General features: G+C 36.9%; 14 protein-coding genes. 6 read left to right on the top strand and 8 right to left on the bottom strand.

Annotation, left to right across the window (positions count from 1 at the left end):
• Positions 1–2 precede the first annotated feature (2 nt).
• Positions 3–1,184 (top strand): 1-deoxy-D-xylulose-5-phosphate reductoisomerase, encoded by a 1,182-nt coding sequence (ispC, locus tag J3U14_RS05305; protein ID WP_267350179.1) that lies wholly within the window; start codon positions 3–5, stop codon positions 1,182–1,184.
• On the opposite strand, the gene J3U14_RS05300 is transcribed toward ispC, so the two are convergent.
• Entirely contained in the window at positions 1,181–1,732 is a 552-nt protein-coding gene (locus J3U14_RS05300; RefSeq protein ID WP_267350180.1) for a sugar O-acetyltransferase, read from the bottom strand. The two genes, ispC and J3U14_RS05300, sit on opposite strands and share 4 nt — an antisense overlap.
• A 4-nt stretch (positions 1,733–1,736) precedes the next feature.
• Positions 1,737–2,696 (bottom strand): aminoimidazole riboside kinase, encoded by a 960-nt coding sequence (locus J3U14_RS05295; RefSeq protein ID WP_267350181.1) that lies wholly within the window; start codon positions 2,694–2,696, stop codon positions 1,737–1,739.
• Positions 2,697–2,980: 284 nt separating this feature from the next.
• Here J3U14_RS05295 and J3U14_RS05290 point away from each other — a divergent pair, with 284 nt between their 5' ends.
• Positions 2,981–4,453 carry a glycoside hydrolase family 32 protein gene (locus J3U14_RS05290; RefSeq protein ID WP_267350183.1) on the top strand — a complete coding sequence of 491 codons (1,473 nt, stop codon included), beginning with the start codon at positions 2,981–2,983 and terminating at the stop codon, positions 4,451–4,453.
• Positions 4,454–4,495: 42 nt separating this feature from the next.
• On the opposite strand, the gene J3U14_RS05285 is transcribed toward J3U14_RS05290, so the two are convergent.
• Positions 4,496–5,500 carry a LacI family DNA-binding transcriptional regulator gene (locus J3U14_RS05285; RefSeq protein ID WP_267350185.1) on the bottom strand — a complete coding sequence of 335 codons (1,005 nt, stop codon included), beginning with the start codon at positions 5,498–5,500 and terminating at the stop codon, positions 4,496–4,498.
• Between the two features lie 200 nt (positions 5,501–5,700).
• Between J3U14_RS05285 and J3U14_RS05280 the strand changes: the two genes are divergently transcribed.
• On the top strand, positions 5,701–6,969 hold the full coding sequence (locus J3U14_RS05280; RefSeq protein ID WP_267350187.1) for an oligosaccharide MFS transporter: 1,269 nt from the start codon (positions 5,701–5,703) through the stop codon (positions 6,967–6,969).
• 168 nt (positions 6,970–7,137) lie between these two features.
• Complete coding sequence (cysE, locus tag J3U14_RS05275) at positions 7,138–7,950, top strand: serine O-acetyltransferase (RefSeq protein ID WP_416380132.1); 813 nt, start codon at positions 7,138–7,140, stop codon at positions 7,948–7,950.
• Positions 7,951–7,968: 18 nt separating this feature from the next.
• Here the strand turns inward: cysE and J3U14_RS05270 are convergent, their stop codons facing one another.
• From J3U14_RS05270 to recN, 5 genes are read right to left on the bottom strand one after another with little or no spacing between them, the layout of a single operon-like run.
• Positions 7,969–8,805, bottom strand: coding sequence for a mechanosensitive ion channel domain-containing protein (locus J3U14_RS05270; RefSeq protein ID WP_267350191.1), 837 nt, complete (start codon positions 8,803–8,805; stop codon positions 7,969–7,971).
• 54 nt (positions 8,806–8,859) lie between these two features.
• On the bottom strand, positions 8,860–9,453 hold the full coding sequence (gene slmA, locus J3U14_RS05265; protein ID WP_065558483.1) for a nucleoid occlusion factor SlmA: 594 nt from the start codon (positions 9,451–9,453) through the stop codon (positions 8,860–8,862).
• Positions 9,450–9,908, bottom strand: a complete 459-nt coding sequence (gene dut, locus J3U14_RS05260; RefSeq protein WP_065558484.1) for a dUTP diphosphatase — start codon at positions 9,906–9,908, stop codon at positions 9,450–9,452. The genes slmA and dut overlap by 4 nt, the downstream gene beginning before the upstream one ends.
• Positions 9,892–11,121 (bottom strand): bifunctional phosphopantothenoylcysteine decarboxylase/phosphopantothenate--cysteine ligase CoaBC, encoded by a 1,230-nt coding sequence (gene coaBC, locus J3U14_RS05255; RefSeq protein ID WP_416380133.1) that lies wholly within the window; start codon positions 11,119–11,121, stop codon positions 9,892–9,894. The genes dut and coaBC overlap by 17 nt, the downstream gene beginning before the upstream one ends.
• A gap of 49 nt (positions 11,122–11,170) precedes the next feature.
• Positions 11,171–12,832: a DNA repair protein RecN gene (recN, locus tag J3U14_RS05250; protein ID WP_267350196.1), complete on the bottom strand. Its 1,662-nt coding sequence runs from the start codon at positions 12,830–12,832 to the stop codon at positions 11,171–11,173.
• 345 nt (positions 12,833–13,177) lie between these two features.
• Between recN and J3U14_RS05245 the strand changes: the two genes are divergently transcribed.
• Together J3U14_RS05245 and metE are read left to right on the top strand one after the other, a co-directional pair.
• A complete protein-coding gene (locus J3U14_RS05245) occupies positions 13,178–13,729 on the top strand; it encodes a YagU family protein (RefSeq protein WP_065558486.1) in 552 nt (183 codons plus the stop codon).
• Between the two features lie 180 nt (positions 13,730–13,909).
• A complete protein-coding gene (metE, locus tag J3U14_RS05240) occupies positions 13,910–16,183 on the top strand; it encodes a 5-methyltetrahydropteroyltriglutamate--homocysteine S-methyltransferase (protein ID WP_220216252.1) in 2,274 nt (757 codons plus the stop codon).
• The last annotated feature ends 62 nt before the right edge of the window (positions 16,184–16,245 follow it).

Below are 16,245 nucleotides of genomic sequence, written 5' to 3'. Positions count from 1 at the left end.
TTATGAAAAACATCGCAATTTTAGGTTCAACAGGATCAATAGGCTGTAGCACTTTAGCGATCATTCGGCAAAATCCAACATTATTTAATGCTTATGTGCTAGTGGGTGGCAGTAATGTAAAAAAAATGACTGAACAATGCCAAGAATTTAAACCCCATTATGTGGCAATGGCAAGTGAACAAGCTGCACAACAGCTTAAAGCAAATCTTGTTGATCTAAAATTGGATATTGAAGTATTAAGTGGTGAACAAGCTATTTGTGATTTAGCACAGTTGCCCGAAGTTCACCAAGTCATGGCTGCCATTGTGGGCGCAGCAGGATTAAAACCGACGCTTGCTGCAATTGAAAAAGGAAAACGTATTTTACTGGCTAACAAAGAGTCTTTGGTTACTTGTGGACATCTGTTTATGCAAGCCGTAAAGCGATATGGCGCTGAACTGTTACCGGTTGATAGTGAACATAATGCGATTTTTCAAAGTCTGCCAACCGCCGTTCAGCATGATCTCGGGTTTGCTAATTTGGTTGATCATGGTGTGACCAAAATCGTGTTAACCGGCTCTGGGGGGCCTTTTCGAGATTGGGCTGTCAATCAATTATCTTCTGTGTCACCTTCACAAGCGATTGCTCATCCTAATTGGTCAATGGGAAAAAAGATTTCCGTTGATTCCGCTACGATGATGAATAAAGGTTTAGAATATATTGAAGCACGTTGGTTATTTAATGCCAGTGCCGAGCAAATGGAAATCATTGTCCATCCACAATCAATTATTCATTCAATGGTCCGTTATCAAGATGGCAGTGTTATTGCTCAATTAGGTGTGCCTGATATGCGGACACCTATCGCTTATTCTATATCTTATCCATTACGTATCACCTCTGGTGTTCCTGATTTAGATTTTACTCAGATGTCATCACTGACGTTTAATACACCTGATTTTAATCGTTATCCTTGCTTAAAATTAGCCATTGAGGCTTCTTGTCGAGGGCAAGCTGCAACCACGACCCTTAATGCGGCTAACGAAGTGGCGGTTGAAGCATTTTTGCAAAATAAAATTGGTTTTATGGATATTGCCAAACACGTATCGGCAACATTAGATAAACTTGTTTTACCTGAACCAACCACTATTGAGGACGTTGTGGCTATCGATACATGGGCTAGAGCACAGTCAGTTAAGGTGAATTAAAGCGTTTTATACTCTCGACAGGGTGCGCCCATGGCGACCACATTTGAAGGGATATCACGATCAACAATGCTTCCGGCTGCGATAACGGTATTATCACCGATAGTTACATTTGGCAGTATAATTACATTACCGCCAATCCAAACGTTGTGACCAATAGTAATTGGTTTTGCAAACTCAAGACCACGGCATCGTGTTTGGCTATCCAGTGGATGCCCTGAAGTGTAAAAGCCGCAATTAGGTGCAACAAGCACATTATCACCAAATGTAATTTTAGCCGCATCAAGCATGATGCAATTAAAATTGGCGAAAAAGTTTTCACCAATTTCAATATTATAACCGTAATCACATTGGAATCCCGGCATTATCGTAAACTGCTCTCCTGTTTTTCCCAGTAGCGTTTGAAACAGCTGATATCGCTGTTTTTCGGCAAGGGGGGATAATTGATTGAGTTGAAAGCAGAGATCTTGAGCGTAAAGCCGATCGTTAGCCAGTAAATGGATACCAGGATCATACAGTAACCCAGATAACATTTTTTCTTTTTCTGTCATTGAATTACGCCATTTGTTTAGCGGTTAATGCTGGATTATCGCTAATAAATGATTGTAAAAATGCGCTATCAGGTAGTGCCGTTAATGCTCCTTTTTGAGTTGTGGCTAAAGCACCACAGGCACTGGCAATGGTCATCATGCTTTCTAGCATGAGTTTATCTTCTGGCATTCCTGATGACGCTATGCTACTTAACAAACCTGCGACAAAAGCATCGCCAGCTCCGGTTGTGTCAACACTATTCACATGGTAGGAATCAAACGAAAAGGTTTTACCTTGCCATACGACAATACTGCCATCTCGACCTTTGGTCACCAATTTTAGTGGAGCATTATAGTGCTGCTGAAGTTTATTTAATGCTTCATGCCAATCTTGACTTTCTGTCAACCAAAACAGCTCTTCATCAGACAGTTTAAGAATATCTGCATCGTGACAAAACTGCGTAATAATGGTGCGCATTTCGTCTTTATCTTTCCACATTTGCTCCCGTAAATTAATGTCAAAACTAATTAACCCATTTTTAGCGGTCAGATCTTCAATAGCGGTTTTAAGTGTTTGTCGACAAGTTTGTCCAACTAATGCCAAAGAACAAAAATGTAAAATGTCTTGATTAAAATGGGGTATTGCTTGTTTTGAAAGGAATTGATCGGCTGACGGCGAGACTAAAAAAGTAAAGCTGCGTTCGCCGTTTTTACCTAAATCGACAACGACAGTACTGGTTCGATGAAGATCATCTTTTTCAAGGCTTTGGCAGTCAACATGATATTCTTTGAATGTTTTTTCCATAAAGTGACCAAACGGATCATTACCGACGCGGCCGATAAACGCCGAAGGAAGACCTAACTTAGCCACGCCAATAGCAACATTTGCAGGTGCACCCCCTGCACAAGCTTGATAATTCATTTCGCCAAATGGCAATAAATCAATAACCGCATCGCCAAGAGACCAGACTTTAGTATTATTCATTTCATTACTCGATATAATATTTGGTTAATAGGGTTTAAGGTGTGTGAATAGGTTGACGATATTTCTTATTGATATCGTCTGCTACATACAGATTAAACCAAGTTTAATAATTAGTCATTCGCCATAGACTAAATCATTTCAAAAAAAATTCATTGTTAACGTTAAAAATGTGTGACTTCCATCACATATTTTATCGCTTAATTTATCTATAGTTAACGTTAACAATTAAATTAATATACCATATAATCAGATAAATCTGATATCGGATGAACAAAGGGGATTTTATGTCTACTGCTATTGATAAAGCAAATCAAGCCGTTTTGCAATTAGAAACGACCATGAATAAACAGTATTACCCACATTTTCATTTAGCACCACAATCGGGATGGATGAACGATCCAAATGGTTTGATTTACTTTAAAGGACAGTATCATGCCTTTTATCAACATCATCCTTATGATGAAAACTGGGGACCGATGCATTGGGGGCACGCTGTTAGTGATGATTTAGTGACATGGCGAAGATTACCCATAGCCATTGCACCCGATCAAGAGTTTGATAAAAGTGGCTGTTTTTCCGGTTCGGCAGTCGAAAAAGATGGCGAATTATATTTAATTTATACGGGGCATATTTGGTTAAATGGTCAAGGTAACGATGAGCAAATTCGGCAAACCCAATGCCTTGCTATTAGTAAAGACGGTATTCATTTTGAAAAACAGGGAACGATTTTAACGCCAGAAGATGGCATCATGCATTTTCGCGATCCGAAGGTTTGGCAACAAGATGGGATATGGTGGATGGTTGTCGGCCAGCGAGATCGCAACGATGTGGGCAAAGTTTTACTGTATCGCTCACAAGATCTTAAAAAATGGCAATTTGATCATGTTGTGATAAGTGATATCGATCCTGATGTTTATATGCTTGAATGCCCTGATTTTTTTCCGTTAGGTGACAAATGGATTTTAATGTTTTCTCCGCAAGGTATGAAAGCTAAAGGTTACCAATATCGTAATCGGTTTCAATCAGGTTATATTGTTGGTGATTGGCAACCAGGACAAAAATTTTCTGTTATTAAACCTTTTCAAGAAATGGATTTTGGTCATGATTTTTATGCCCCTCAATCGTTTCTTGCAGCAGATGGACGTCGAATTATTTTTGCTTGGATGGATATGTGGGAATCAGTCATGCCGAGCAAAAAAGATAAATGGATGGGGGCATTTACCTTACCCCGTGAATTGATCTTAGATGCAGACAATAATGTTCGCAACAGACCGATTAAAGAACTTGAAGTATTACGTGAAAAACCTCAATCATTAACCAATATATTGCTGAGTAGTGAATTGAAAAATACGTCGATTGAATCAATTAGTTGTGAACTTAATGTCGAAATTGATCTCTCTGAAAGTAATGCAGAACGTTTTGGCTTGCAATTGGCAGCAACTGAAGATGGTAAACAAGCGACGTTGTTATTTATTGATTTACAATCTAATCGCATTGTACTTGATAGAAGTCTTTCTGGTTTAGAACTTAAAGGTTACCGTAGTGTACCATTACCAAAAACCGATAAGTTAAGCTTACATATTTATGTTGATGCATCATCCGTAGAAGTTTTTGTGAATAAGGATTTATATAGCTTGTCTAGTCGTATTTACCCTAAATTACCTGCGACAAGAAAGGTGAATTTATTTGCAGAAAATGGGCAGGCTAAAATCATTAAATTAGAAAGCTGGCAATTAAAATCAATCTATCAATCATGAGTCATTAACCCACCATCTCGTCTGGTGGGTTTGTCACTGTGTCTATAAAGATTGGCGTTGTAAAAATGCTGATTCAACTTGCGTTACCGTTTTTTGGGTTTGACCTGTGATGATATGTAAAGCTGCTTGTTCGCCTATTTCATAATGGGGAAGCTGTACCGTCGTTAAAGGAGGATAAAAAAGCTCGCCAGTACCCACCATATTATCATAGCCTAATATAGCAACATCGTTAGGAATATGGAAACCATTACTTAGTAAATATTGATAAGCAACAAAAGCGATCCGATCATTACCACAAATTAATACATCAAATTCAGGTTTTCTAGCACAGTGTTGTTTTAATATTTCAACTGTCATCATATATTCTTGCGCAAGATTACCTTGAGATGTAGATGTATGATAACTAATTAGGTCATCTAAATTTTTACCTGCATCAAGCCAAGCTTGTTCTGCTGCTTGACGTCTAATGCTACCGGCTAAAGTATGTTCGGATAAATAGATACAAAGCGGTTTTTGATAACCTTTATTAATGACTTGCTGCATTGCTTGGTATTGACCCGAGTAGTCATCAGGAATATAACAAGCTAATTGTTCAGAATCACTAATACAGTTGGCGAGCACCACATTTTTACCAAGTAATCTTTCAGGAAGCTCAACTTTTCTTAGTCCCATGGTGGTGTAAATAATGCCATTAGGGCGATAAGACAATAGCGTGTTAATGGCATGATTCGCGTCTTTATCGTCAAATAAATTGACAATAAACGTATTCCAGCCATGTTGCTGGGCTGTTCGTTCAATAGCTTGTAGCAGTTCAACTGAAAACGGTGTCGTGGCGGTTTCTAATGCTAAGACACCGATAGCATGTGGACCAGAATGATCACCACGTATTTTTCGTGCAGATAAATCGGGAACATAATTGAGTTGTTCAATTGCTTTTTTTACCCGTTTATATGTTTCTTTATTTAATTTTTCAGGATTATTGATTGCACGCGAAACAGTCATCAATGAAACCGATGCTAACTTTGCGACATCCTTAAGTGAAGCCATAGTTAAATCCTTTTGCTCAGCATTAAAAGGTTAATAATTAGTAATTACTTAATGTGATGATACCACAAATAAAAATGATAAAAAGTGTGAGGAATGTAACATTTATGATATCTGATTCTATCTATTTAGTTTCATTTATGACAATAATGTTAACATTAACATGTTAACGTTAAACTTCCATAATATAAGAGTACTAAAATATGAAAACGATAGAAACGGTAGAAAATAAAAATTATTGGTTCTCATCAGGTTATCTTATAACCTTTTATGCAGCATGGTCTCTTTGGTGGTCTTTTTACGCCATATGGCTTAAAAGTACAATTGGATTATCGGGCGAGCAGTTAGGAATTGTTTACGCAGCCAACTCTGCTGCCGCTATGTTTTTTATGATCTTTTATGGCATTATTCAAGATAAATTACAAATCGGTAAAGCAGTTATTACGTTTCAAAGTATTATGATGTTGCTGATTGGTCCATTTATGATTTATGTCTATGAACCATTATTAAAACACGATTTTATTCTTGGTGCTTGCATTGGTGCGCCGGTATTAAGCGCTGGGTTTATCTCTGGATGTGCTTTAGTTGATTCTTTTATTGAGCGAATAAGTCGATTATTTGGTTTTGAGTTTGGTCCTGCTCGTTTTTGGGGATCATTTGGTTATGCCGCAGCAACCTTTGTTGCCGGTATTTTATTTGGTATAAACCCGCATATTAACTTTTGGATGGCATCGGCTGTTGCAGCAATCTTTTTTACCATTAATATCCTATTTAAACCTAAACATTATTCGGAGTCCTCACCAGAAAGTGATAACCATCTTGTTGTTGAAAAAACATCAACTATTCCAACGATGAGTGAAATAGTGTCCTTATTTGGCATGAAAAAGTTTTGGTTATTTGTTTTCTTTATTATTGGAACCAATAGCTTTTATACCATTTACGATCAGCAATTATTTCCTAATTTCTATACCACTTTTTTTACTCAACAAGAATGGGGTTACAAAGTATATGGTTATTTGAACTCTTTCCAAGTTTTTTTAGAAGCTATCTGTATGATTTTAGCTCCATACATTATTTATAAAATTGGCGCTAAAAGAGCGTTATTAGTGGCGGCGTTAGTGATGATTTGCCGAATTGCATTATCAGCAACATTAGATAATGTGTATTTAATTTCATTAGTGAAACTTTTTCATGCTATTGAAACCCCGTTATTTATTTTAGCCGTATTTAAATATGTTGTTGCGAATTTTGATGAAAGATTGTCTTCGACATTATATTTAGTTGGCTTTAATATCTCATCAAATATTGGGGTTATTGTGCTTTCATGGTTAGTCGGAAAACTATTTGATACTACCGGATATTCAACCACATTTTATGCCCTTGCCGGTATTGTTCTATTGATTTTGGTCATTGCTATATTTACCTTGTGTGATGAAAAAAAAGCTAAGCTAGAATCTTCATTATCATCGTAAAAATCGTCAAAAATATGGAAACAGATTGTTTCCATTTTGCTATTTAAATGATGATAATAAAATACAACACTTGCTTACTTGATAAGTTTGCGAAACAATGTTGATTATTGTGATTAATATTTATAGGTCGTCATTGTGAACATTACGAAAAAAGTGGTTGAAGCAGATATGTTGTGGCATGCCATTCGGCAAGAAGCTTCTCAATTAGTTGAAAGTGAGCCAATGTTAGCGAGTTATTTCCATGCAACTTTACTCAATCATAAAAACTTGGGTAGTGCATTAAGTTATATTTTAGCGAATAAACTTGTTACCCAAGTAATGCCGGCAATTGAAATTCGTGAAATTGCAAGGCAAGCTTATGAGGCAGATACCACGATTATTCAATCAGCTGTGACAGATATCTTAGCGGTTTATGTACGCGATCCAGCAACAAACTACTATTCGACCCCGTTACTTTATTACAAAGGCTTTTTATCGTTACAGGCTTATCGAATTGCCCATTGGCTTTGGAAACAAGATCGTAAGTCGCTGGCTATTTTTTTACAAAGTCAAATCGCCATTGTTTTTGGTGTTGATATTCATCCAGCAGCCCAAATTGGCTGTGGTGTAATGTTTGACCATGCAACCGGTATTGTAATTGGTGAAACGGTCGTTATTGAAAATGATGTATCGATTTTGCAATCTGTGACCTTAGGTGGTACAGGTAAAGAAAACGGTGATCGGCATCCTAAAATTCGTGAAGGGGTAATGATTGGGGCTCACTCTACGATATTAGGCAATATTGAAATCGGAAAAGGGGCAAAAATTGGTGCTGGTTCGGTCGTGTTAGAGCCTGTTCCTGAGCATACAACGGTTGCCGGTGTGCCAGCGAAAGTGGTTGGATGCCCTGATTGTGACAAACCAGCCTTAAATATGAATCAAGATATTTTATATGAAAAAGAGGTTGTTTCAATTTCCGTCGACGTTGATCGACGGAAGTAAAAGAAAACAACTCACTCATTAGTGGTTGGTGGTGACATTGACATCCATTGTTGGATAAGGAATATTAATATTATTCTCAGTTAATGCGTTTTTAATATTTTCGAGTAACTCTGCTTTTAAAGCGCCATAATTTTCGTTTAGTGTCCAAACTAAAACATTAAAATTCATTGATGATGCATCAAGTACATCTAAACGAATAATTGGTTTTTTAGTGGTTAATATATTGCTGGTTTGATTAACCGCTTGATTAAGTACCTGATAAACTTTCTGGATATCGGAGTTATAACCAACATTAATCACTAGATCTAAACGTCTTTCAGGTAGACGACTATAATTAATAATATTGGCACTTACCACTTGCCCATTCGGGATGACAACCACTTCATTAGTCGGTGTGACAATTGAGGTTGAGAAAATTTGAATTGAATCAATTACTCCTCTTTGATTGTTAATCACCACTGTCTCGCCGACTTTAAACGGACGGAAAATGATCAAAATTACTCCGGCAGCGAAATTCGATAATGAACCTTGTAATGCTAAACCGACCGCTAAACCGGCAGCACCAATGACAGCAACAATTGATGCAGTTTGTACCCCTAATTGCCCTAATACGGCAACTAATGTCATTATGATAATGGCGTAATAAGATAAAGCACTAACAAATTTTACAACGGTAGGATCAACTTGGCGAATGGTTAATATGCGTTTTAGCTGACGGCTAATGAACTTGGCAATAATTCGACCAATGATAAAAATGATAATAGCAAAGCAGAAATGAAGAATATAACCAATTACTACGCCGTCATATTTATCAATAAGTGAGACTATCTGCTTTAAAATATTTTCAAAATCCATATATTATCCTCAATAAAGATTATAGAGCAGTTAGTTAAAGATTATTTTATATGTTTAAATTAATTGTTTCGCTAATAACGCCCAACGTGTATCAAAATTGGTGGTTGGTAAATATTTAAAGCCGGAACGAGAGTAGCGAACCATCATCCCTTCACAAAATGCTAATAATTGGCTGGATAAAATTCGTTCATCGGTGGTAAATGCAACGCCTTCACGAATTTTTCGTTCACGTAATACTTGCTTAATTTGAGTTTCAATTCGTTCAAACAGCTGACTAATACGTTCTTGAAGTTGCTCTTGTTCAAACATTAAGGCATGCCCAGTCATGATTCTGGTTAATCCGGGATTTTTTTCAGAAAAACCCAATATTAATGCGAGAATTAACTGTAAACGGACAAAGGTATTTAGCTCATCTTGCATAATGACATTAATGCGAGAAAGTAAAATATCTTCAATGTAGACAATTAAACTTTCAAACATTTTAGTTTTACTCGGAAAATGTCGATAAAGTGCAGCTTCTGATACACCAACACTTGCTGCTAACTTTGCTGTAGTAATGCGTTGGGTACCTTCATTAGATTCAAGCATGGTGGCTAAAGCTTGCAGTATATCTTCTTTCCTATTTTTATTTTTGCTGCTCACAATCATTTTTTACCCGAATGCCCAAATCCACCTTCGCCGCGTGCTGACGCTGTAAATTCATCAACAATATTAAATTCTGCTTGTATGACAGGAACAATAATTAACTGGGCAATGCGATCACCTGCTTCAATCACAAATGGAGTTTGACTACGGTTCCAAACCGGTACAAATAACTGACCTTGATAATCTGAATCAATGAGACCCACTAAATTACCAAGTACAATCCCATTTTTAGATCCTAACCCTGATCGAGGTAAAACTAATGCCGCTAAAGTCGGATCTGCAATATGCATGGATAAACCTGTTGGCGTTAAAATGGTTTCACCGGGTTTTATCTCGGTTGTTTTATCAAACATTGCTCGTAGATCAATGCCAGCCGAGCCTTCGGTTGCATAGGTTGGAAGCGGAAAATCATTACCTAAACGTTTATCTAATATTTTAATATCAATTTTTCTTTTCATCATGACTCGCTTTATATCGTGTTATAACAACTTCAAGTAACTGTGTTGCTAATTGTTGTTTACTACTTAATGGTAATGTTTGTTCACCATTTTGCCAATAAAGTGTTAATGCATTTTGCTCAGAATTAAAGCCAATTTTTTTATCAGAAACATCATTAGCGCAAATTAAATCTAGGTTTTTAGCCGTTAATTTTTTTAAGGCATAATTTTTAACATTTTCGGTTTCAGCCGCAAAACCAACCACAAAAGGGCGCTGTTCTTTTAACGCTGCAATATGCGCAATAATGTCAGGATTTTTGACTAACTTAATCATTAATTCATTACTATTATCTGTCTTTTTAATTTTATTTTCGGCGATAGTTTCAGCTCGATAGTCGGCAACGGCGGCACACCCAATAAAAATAGATGATTGTTTAGCAAATTTTAACGCTTCGTTATACATCTCATTTGCACTTTTTACATCAATTCGATTCACATTTTTGGGCGTATCTAAATTTACCGGACCACTTATTAGGGTTACCTTTGCACCCATTTCGGCGGCTACTTTAGCAATAGCAAATCCCATCTTTCCTGAACTATAGTTACTAATATATCGAACAGGATCTAACTCTTCAATCGTTGGGCCAGCCGTGATGGTTAGCGATATGCCTGATAATGCAGATGAAGTTGAAAAATAACCTTCAAATTGTTCGACAATTGCTTGAGGTTCAACCATTCGCCCTGGACCGTAATCACCGCAAGCTTGAAAGCCATCGTCGGGGCCTAAAATGAATGTATTTCGATTACTTAGTACAGATAGATTATGTTGGGTTGCTGCTGCTTTATACATCTGTTGATTCATGGCTGGTGCTAACGCAATATTTGCTGATGTTGCTAAACAAACCGTAGATAACAGGTCATCGGCAATGCCATTGGCTATTTTAGCAATAATATTCGCTGTTGCAGGGGCGATTAATACTAAATCCGCCCATTTTGCCAGTTCAATATGGCTCATAGAGAGTTCAGCAGAAGGATCAAATAATTCAGTTGAAACAGGATTACCTGAAACGGCTTGTAACGTCATTGTTGTGACAAAATGGCTAGCCGAGTCAGTGACGATTACTCTTACGTCCGCTCCCGCTTTTTTTAAATGGCGAACAAGATCCGGGCATTTATAAGCAGCTATGCCTCCTGTAATTCCTAATAAAATATGTTTACCAGAAAGATTCATGATCAAGTTTCCTTCACCTTCAAATCAAAATCACTATATTACCACAATTCATTTAGATAATAAGTAACTCTTTCGCATTGGCTAATGTTGCATCAGTAATTTTATCTCCGCCTAAAAGTCGGGCTAATTCATTTAAACGTCCATTATTGTCTAATTTTTGCATATCAGTTGATGTCTGTTTGCTGTTAGTTTGCTTACTGACAAAGTAGTGTTGATTAGCTTGTCCCGCAACTTGTGGTAAGTGGGTAACGGTAATAACTTGGGTAGATTGTCCAAGCTGTCTTAATAATTGCCCAACTTTAGAAGCAGTAGGGCCGCTAATGCCCACATCGATTTCATCAAATATCAGTGCCGGTGTATCCATTTTTTGAGCCGTCAAAACCTGTATTGCTAGCGCAATACGTGATAATTCACCGCCAGATGCCACTTTGGCAAGGGGCAAGGCATGCTGTCCGACATTGGTCGTAACTAAAAAAGTAACTTGGTCGGCGCCGTCTTCATTTAAACGCGTTTCATCAAAGGTTATATCAATGCTAAATTGTCCATTAGGCATAGATAATTCATGCATAATAGCCGTGACTTTTTTGGCGAGTGCTTTACTGCTCGTTAAGCGTTTTTGATGTAATTTTTGGGCAAGTTCAAGTGCAAATTGATGATATTTGGTGATATCTGCCTTTAGTTGTTCACTTTGTTCATCTTGTTGATTAATCTGTTTGAATTCGGTAAGCAAATTCTGATGCAATTCAGGAAGTGCCTCTGGTGCAACATGGTGTTTACGGGCAAGCGCTATTTGCTTTGATAGCCGTTGTTCAAGTTGCATGACACGCGCTGGATCAAGCTCTAAACTTTCGCTGTAATGGCGCAGTTCATAACTGGCTTCTTTGATCTGGATAGCGGCTTCTTCCAGCATGTTAAACACGTTACTTAAATTTGGATCGAGTTCGGATAACTCCTGCACACTGTTTTTAACACTACCAAGGAGATTACTGACATTATATTCATCCGCTTCATCTAAAAGCATCACCGATTGTTGGCTAAGCTGAATTAACTGTTCACTATTCGATAAACGTTTGTATTCTTCATCAATTTGTTGGTATTCCCCTTCAATAGGTGAAAATTCATTTAGCTCTTTAAGTTGATATTGTAATAACTGAACATGTGCTTCTCGTTCTTGTCGTGATGCTTGATATTGTTCATAAGTCTGGCGTGCTACTTTCCATTGCTTATAAGCTTGCTGCATTTGATTGAGCAGTGATGGCTCATTCATATAATGATTGAGTAATAACTGCTGATATTCACTTCGTAAAAGACGTTGGGGTTCATGTTGTCCATGAATTTGGATTAACATTTGTCCTAAATCTTTGAGTTGGGATATGGGCACAGCACGACCATTAATAAAGGCTTTTGAACGTCCATCTTGATTGATAACTCGTCGTAATATACATTCATTACCTTCGTCTAGTTGATTTTCGGTTAGCCAAGAAAAGGCGGCTGGTGTGTCATCAAGCACAAAGCAGGCTGAAATATCGACACGTTCAGCACCTAAACGGATAGATGAAGCATCGGAACGATTGCCTAAACAGAGCCCTAAAGCATCGATCGCGATCGATTTCCCTGCTCCGGTTTCACCGGTTATAGCAGTCATCCCGGTTGTAAAGTCAACTAACAGGTGATCGACGATAGCAAAATTATTGATAGTAAGTTGAGTTATCATAAAAAATTAATCAGTAAGGCTAGTGATAATATGAGCAGTATAGCAACAAAAATACTGTAAATAAATACAGTTTAATGGTGTTTTGTGAGAAAACTCGTGTTTATTGATGATTTGAATATCCACTGTCATTTGTTTTTTATAAAAGTTAAATAACGAAAATCCCGTGAATTTACGATGAAATATGAAAAAATTGAATATTTTTCTTTGTAAAGTGAGTTTTAGATCAAGTTTTACCAATTATTATAATAGATTTTCTTGTGAATTAATCTTATTATACCCTCTTTCAACCTAAATTATTATGCAATATAATTTGGAAAATTTTAACAATAATTAAGGACATTTAACATGTTTGGAAATAAAACAAATCGTCAAATTATTATTTGGACAACTCTGATTGGTGGATTCATTAGTGCGTTAGTTAAATGGGGCTCAGAAGTCAACATGCCTCCTCGTGTACCCGGTGAAGTTTCTCCTCCTGCAGCACATATTGATGCATGGCTTGGTTGGTTAGGTATTAATTCTCACTCGCTTGATTATGCTTATCAAACGGCTATCGTTTCAGGTGCAGTGACACTTTATCACTGGCTATTTAGTTTTGCATTTGCTTTTGTCTATGTGTTTATTGCCTACTTTTGGAATAAAATCCGATTATGGTATGGTGCATTTTACGGCATTATCATTACCGTCACCATGCATGGCTTTTTAATTCCACTACTTGGTTTCCGTCATCCTGCTTACGATCCAGAGGGTACAGTAGGTTGGTTATGGAATTTAAATGGTTATGAACTTTGGAGTGAATTTTTAGGACATATCTACTGGGGTGTGTCGATTGAAATTTGTATGATTGCCGTACTTGCTTATTTTTCAAGACCTATTCGTGGTGAATGGCGTAAATAGTCCATTTTTCTAAAAAATTAACTAAAATCCTTCTGACAATATAACGTTAGAGGGATTTTTTTTGATGTTTAGATATAGAAAAAAACTATATCAATCAATAAAAAACTAGAATTATTCAATAACAGTTTTTTTTGTTATCTTTTTTGCTACTTAAGAAATGTGATGAAAGGAAAACAAAAAATGAATACTGCTGTAATTGGATATCCTCGTGTTGGTAAGCTTCGTGAACTTAAATTTGCTACCGAAGCTTATTTTAAAGGCAATAAAAGCCAGACTGAATTATTAAATGACGCTAAAGCACTACGTGCTGAGCATTTGCAACAACAAGCATCACATAACATTGCTTTTATCTCCTCAAATGATTTTTCGTTTTATGATGCAGTATTAGATACCGCTTGTTTACTCAATGTTATTCCAAAACGTTACCAAGATTTAAGTTTACCGGAATTGGATCGTTATTTTGCAATGGCACGGGGTTATCAAGGTGAAAAAGGTGATGTTCGTGCATTGGCAATGAAAAAGTGGTTTAACACCAACTATCACTACTTAGTACCTGAAATTGAAGATTCAGTACAGATTAAATTAGCTGGCACAAAGCCTTTTGATGAATATCAAGAAGCGAAAGCACTTGGTATACAAACTAAACCAGTTGTTATTGGTGCGTTAACATTTTTCAAACTTGCACAGTATTTAGGAAATAAAAAACTGGTTGATTTTAAAGCTGATATTATTAAAGCTTATCAAGACATCATTCAAAAATTTACGACACTTGGCGCACAGTGGATTCAAATTGATGAACCAATTTTGGTGACTGATTTAAATAAAGATGATATTGCTTTATTTACTGAACTTTATCAGGCTATCTTATCGGTTAAAGGGACAACTAAAGTCGTGTTACAAACCTATTTTGGTGATGTTCGTGATTGCTACAAAGAATTAGTGGCGCTACCATTTGATGGTATTGGACTGGATTTTGTTGAAGGCAAGCAGTCATTAGCATTACTTGAAAATCATGGATTCCCGTCTGATAAAGTGTTATTTGCTGGTGTGGTTAATGGTAAAAATATTTGGAAAAATAATTATCAAAAAACATTGGCATTAGTGACTAAAATTAAACAAAAAGCGGGTAAAGTGGTGATCAATACGTCATGTTCTTTACTCCATGTGCCTTACACATTGCAAAATGAAACAAAGTTAACGATTCAACAACGTGCTTATTTTGCTTTTGCTCAAGAAAAACTTCAAGAACTTGCTGAACTGGGGCTTTTAGTTAACGAGTCCCAACCTGAAAATCATGCAGCGTTTAAAGCTAATCAAACGTTATTTACGCGTGAACGAGAAGGCGCCAATCAAGCAGTACGTCAGAAAGTCGCTGCATTAAAAGAATCCGATTTTACTCGTTTGCCAGCGTTTTCAGTCCGTGAAGCAGCACAGAAAAAAGCCTTTAATTTGCCACTTCTACCAACAACAACGATTGGTTCATTCCCACAAACTCCTGATGTTCGTTTAAATCGAGCAAAATTCAAAAAAGGTGAAATTTGTTTGAATGAATATACCGAGTTTAATAAGCAAAAAATTGCAGAATGCATTAAGCTCCAAGAAAAGATTGGTATTGATGTGTTAGTTCATGGTGAATTTGAACGTAATGATATGGTCGAGTATTTTGGCGAAAGTTTAAATGGTTTTGTCTTTACTGAAAAAGCATGGGTGCAATCATACGGTACTCGTTGTGTTAAACCACCTATTGTTTGGGGTGATATTTCACGCTCTAAACCCATTACTGTTGAGTATTCACAGTACGCACAAAGCCTCACTGATAAACCTGTTAAAGGCATGTTAACTGGCCCAGTCACGATCCTTAACTGGTCGTTCCCTCGTGAAGATATTTCACAAAAAGAATCGGTCTTCCAAATTGGTTTAGCAATCAGTGATGAAGTGTTAGATCTTGAAGCGGCGGGTATTAAAGTTATCCAAATTGATGAGGCGGCGCTAAAAGAGAAATTACCACTACGTAAAGCGGATTGGAATAGTGAATATTTAGATTGGGCTATTCCAGCATTTAGATTAGTTCACAGCAAAGTACAAGCTGATACACAAATTCATACGCATATGTGTTACAGCGAATTTGCTGACATCATCAAAGATATTGATGCAATGGATGCTGATGTGATTTCGTTTGAAGCTTCTCGTTCAAATCTGCAATTGATTGACGTACTTAAAGCTAATCACTTTAAAACAGAAGTTGGGCCAGGTGTTTATGATATCCATTCACCTCGTGTCCCACCGGTTGCCGAAATTAAAGCCACGATTGAGAAGTTACTGGCTAAAATTGAAAAGCAAAAATTATGGATTAATCCAGATTGTGGTTTAAAAACGCGTGGCGAAAAAGAAGTTGTTGAAAGCTTAGAACATTTAGTTCAAGCAACATTAGAAGTTCGAAAAACACTCAATTGATAAGCTTTTTTGACGCTAAATAACGTTGTTAAGCCTTATTATTCCGCCGCCGATTTTGAGCG

It is taken from the genome of Gilliamella sp. B3801, from assembly GCF_026536645.1.
GTDB classification, from domain to species: Bacteria; Pseudomonadota; Gammaproteobacteria; order Enterobacterales; family Orbaceae; genus Gilliamella; species Gilliamella apicola_I.
The sequence above is the reverse complement of the archived record's forward strand: the minus strand, read 5'-3'. Positions and strand labels throughout refer to the sequence as shown.

Excerpts from the sequence above, each read along its gene's own strand:
- J3U14_RS05270 (WP_267350191.1), bottom strand. The coding sequence starts at position 8,805 with ATGGATTTTGAAAATATTTTAAAGCAGATAGTCTCACTTATTGATAAA.
- J3U14_RS05285 (WP_267350185.1), bottom strand. The coding sequence starts at position 5,500 with ATGGCTTCACTTAAGGATGTCGCAAAGTTAGCATCGGTTTCATTGATG.
- metE (WP_220216252.1), top strand. The coding sequence starts at position 13,910 with ATGAATACTGCTGTAATTGGATATCCTCGTGTTGGTAAGCTTCGTGAA.
- cysE (WP_416380132.1), top strand. The coding sequence starts at position 7,138 with ATGTTGTGGCATGCCATTCGGCAAGAAGCTTCTCAATTAGTTGAAAGT.
- J3U14_RS05245 (WP_065558486.1), top strand. The coding sequence starts at position 13,178 with ATGTTTGGAAATAAAACAAATCGTCAAATTATTATTTGGACAACTCTG.
- J3U14_RS05280 (WP_267350187.1), top strand. The coding sequence starts at position 5,701 with ATGAAAACGATAGAAACGGTAGAAAATAAAAATTATTGGTTCTCATCA.
- ispC (WP_267350179.1), top strand. The coding sequence starts at position 3 with ATGAAAAACATCGCAATTTTAGGTTCAACAGGATCAATAGGCTGTAGC.
- slmA (WP_065558483.1), bottom strand. The coding sequence starts at position 9,453 with ATGATTGTGAGCAGCAAAAATAAAAATAGGAAAGAAGATATACTGCAA.
- J3U14_RS05290 (WP_267350183.1), top strand. The coding sequence starts at position 2,981 with ATGTCTACTGCTATTGATAAAGCAAATCAAGCCGTTTTGCAATTAGAA.
- dut (WP_065558484.1), bottom strand. The coding sequence starts at position 9,908 with ATGAAAAGAAAAATTGATATTAAAATATTAGATAAACGTTTAGGTAAT.
- J3U14_RS05295 (WP_267350181.1), bottom strand. The coding sequence starts at position 2,696 with ATGAATAATACTAAAGTCTGGTCTCTTGGCGATGCGGTTATTGATTTA.
- J3U14_RS05300 (WP_267350180.1), bottom strand. The coding sequence starts at position 1,732 with ATGACAGAAAAAGAAAAAATGTTATCTGGGTTACTGTATGATCCTGGT.
- recN (WP_267350196.1), bottom strand. The coding sequence starts at position 12,832 with ATGATAACTCAACTTACTATCAATAATTTTGCTATCGTCGATCACCTG.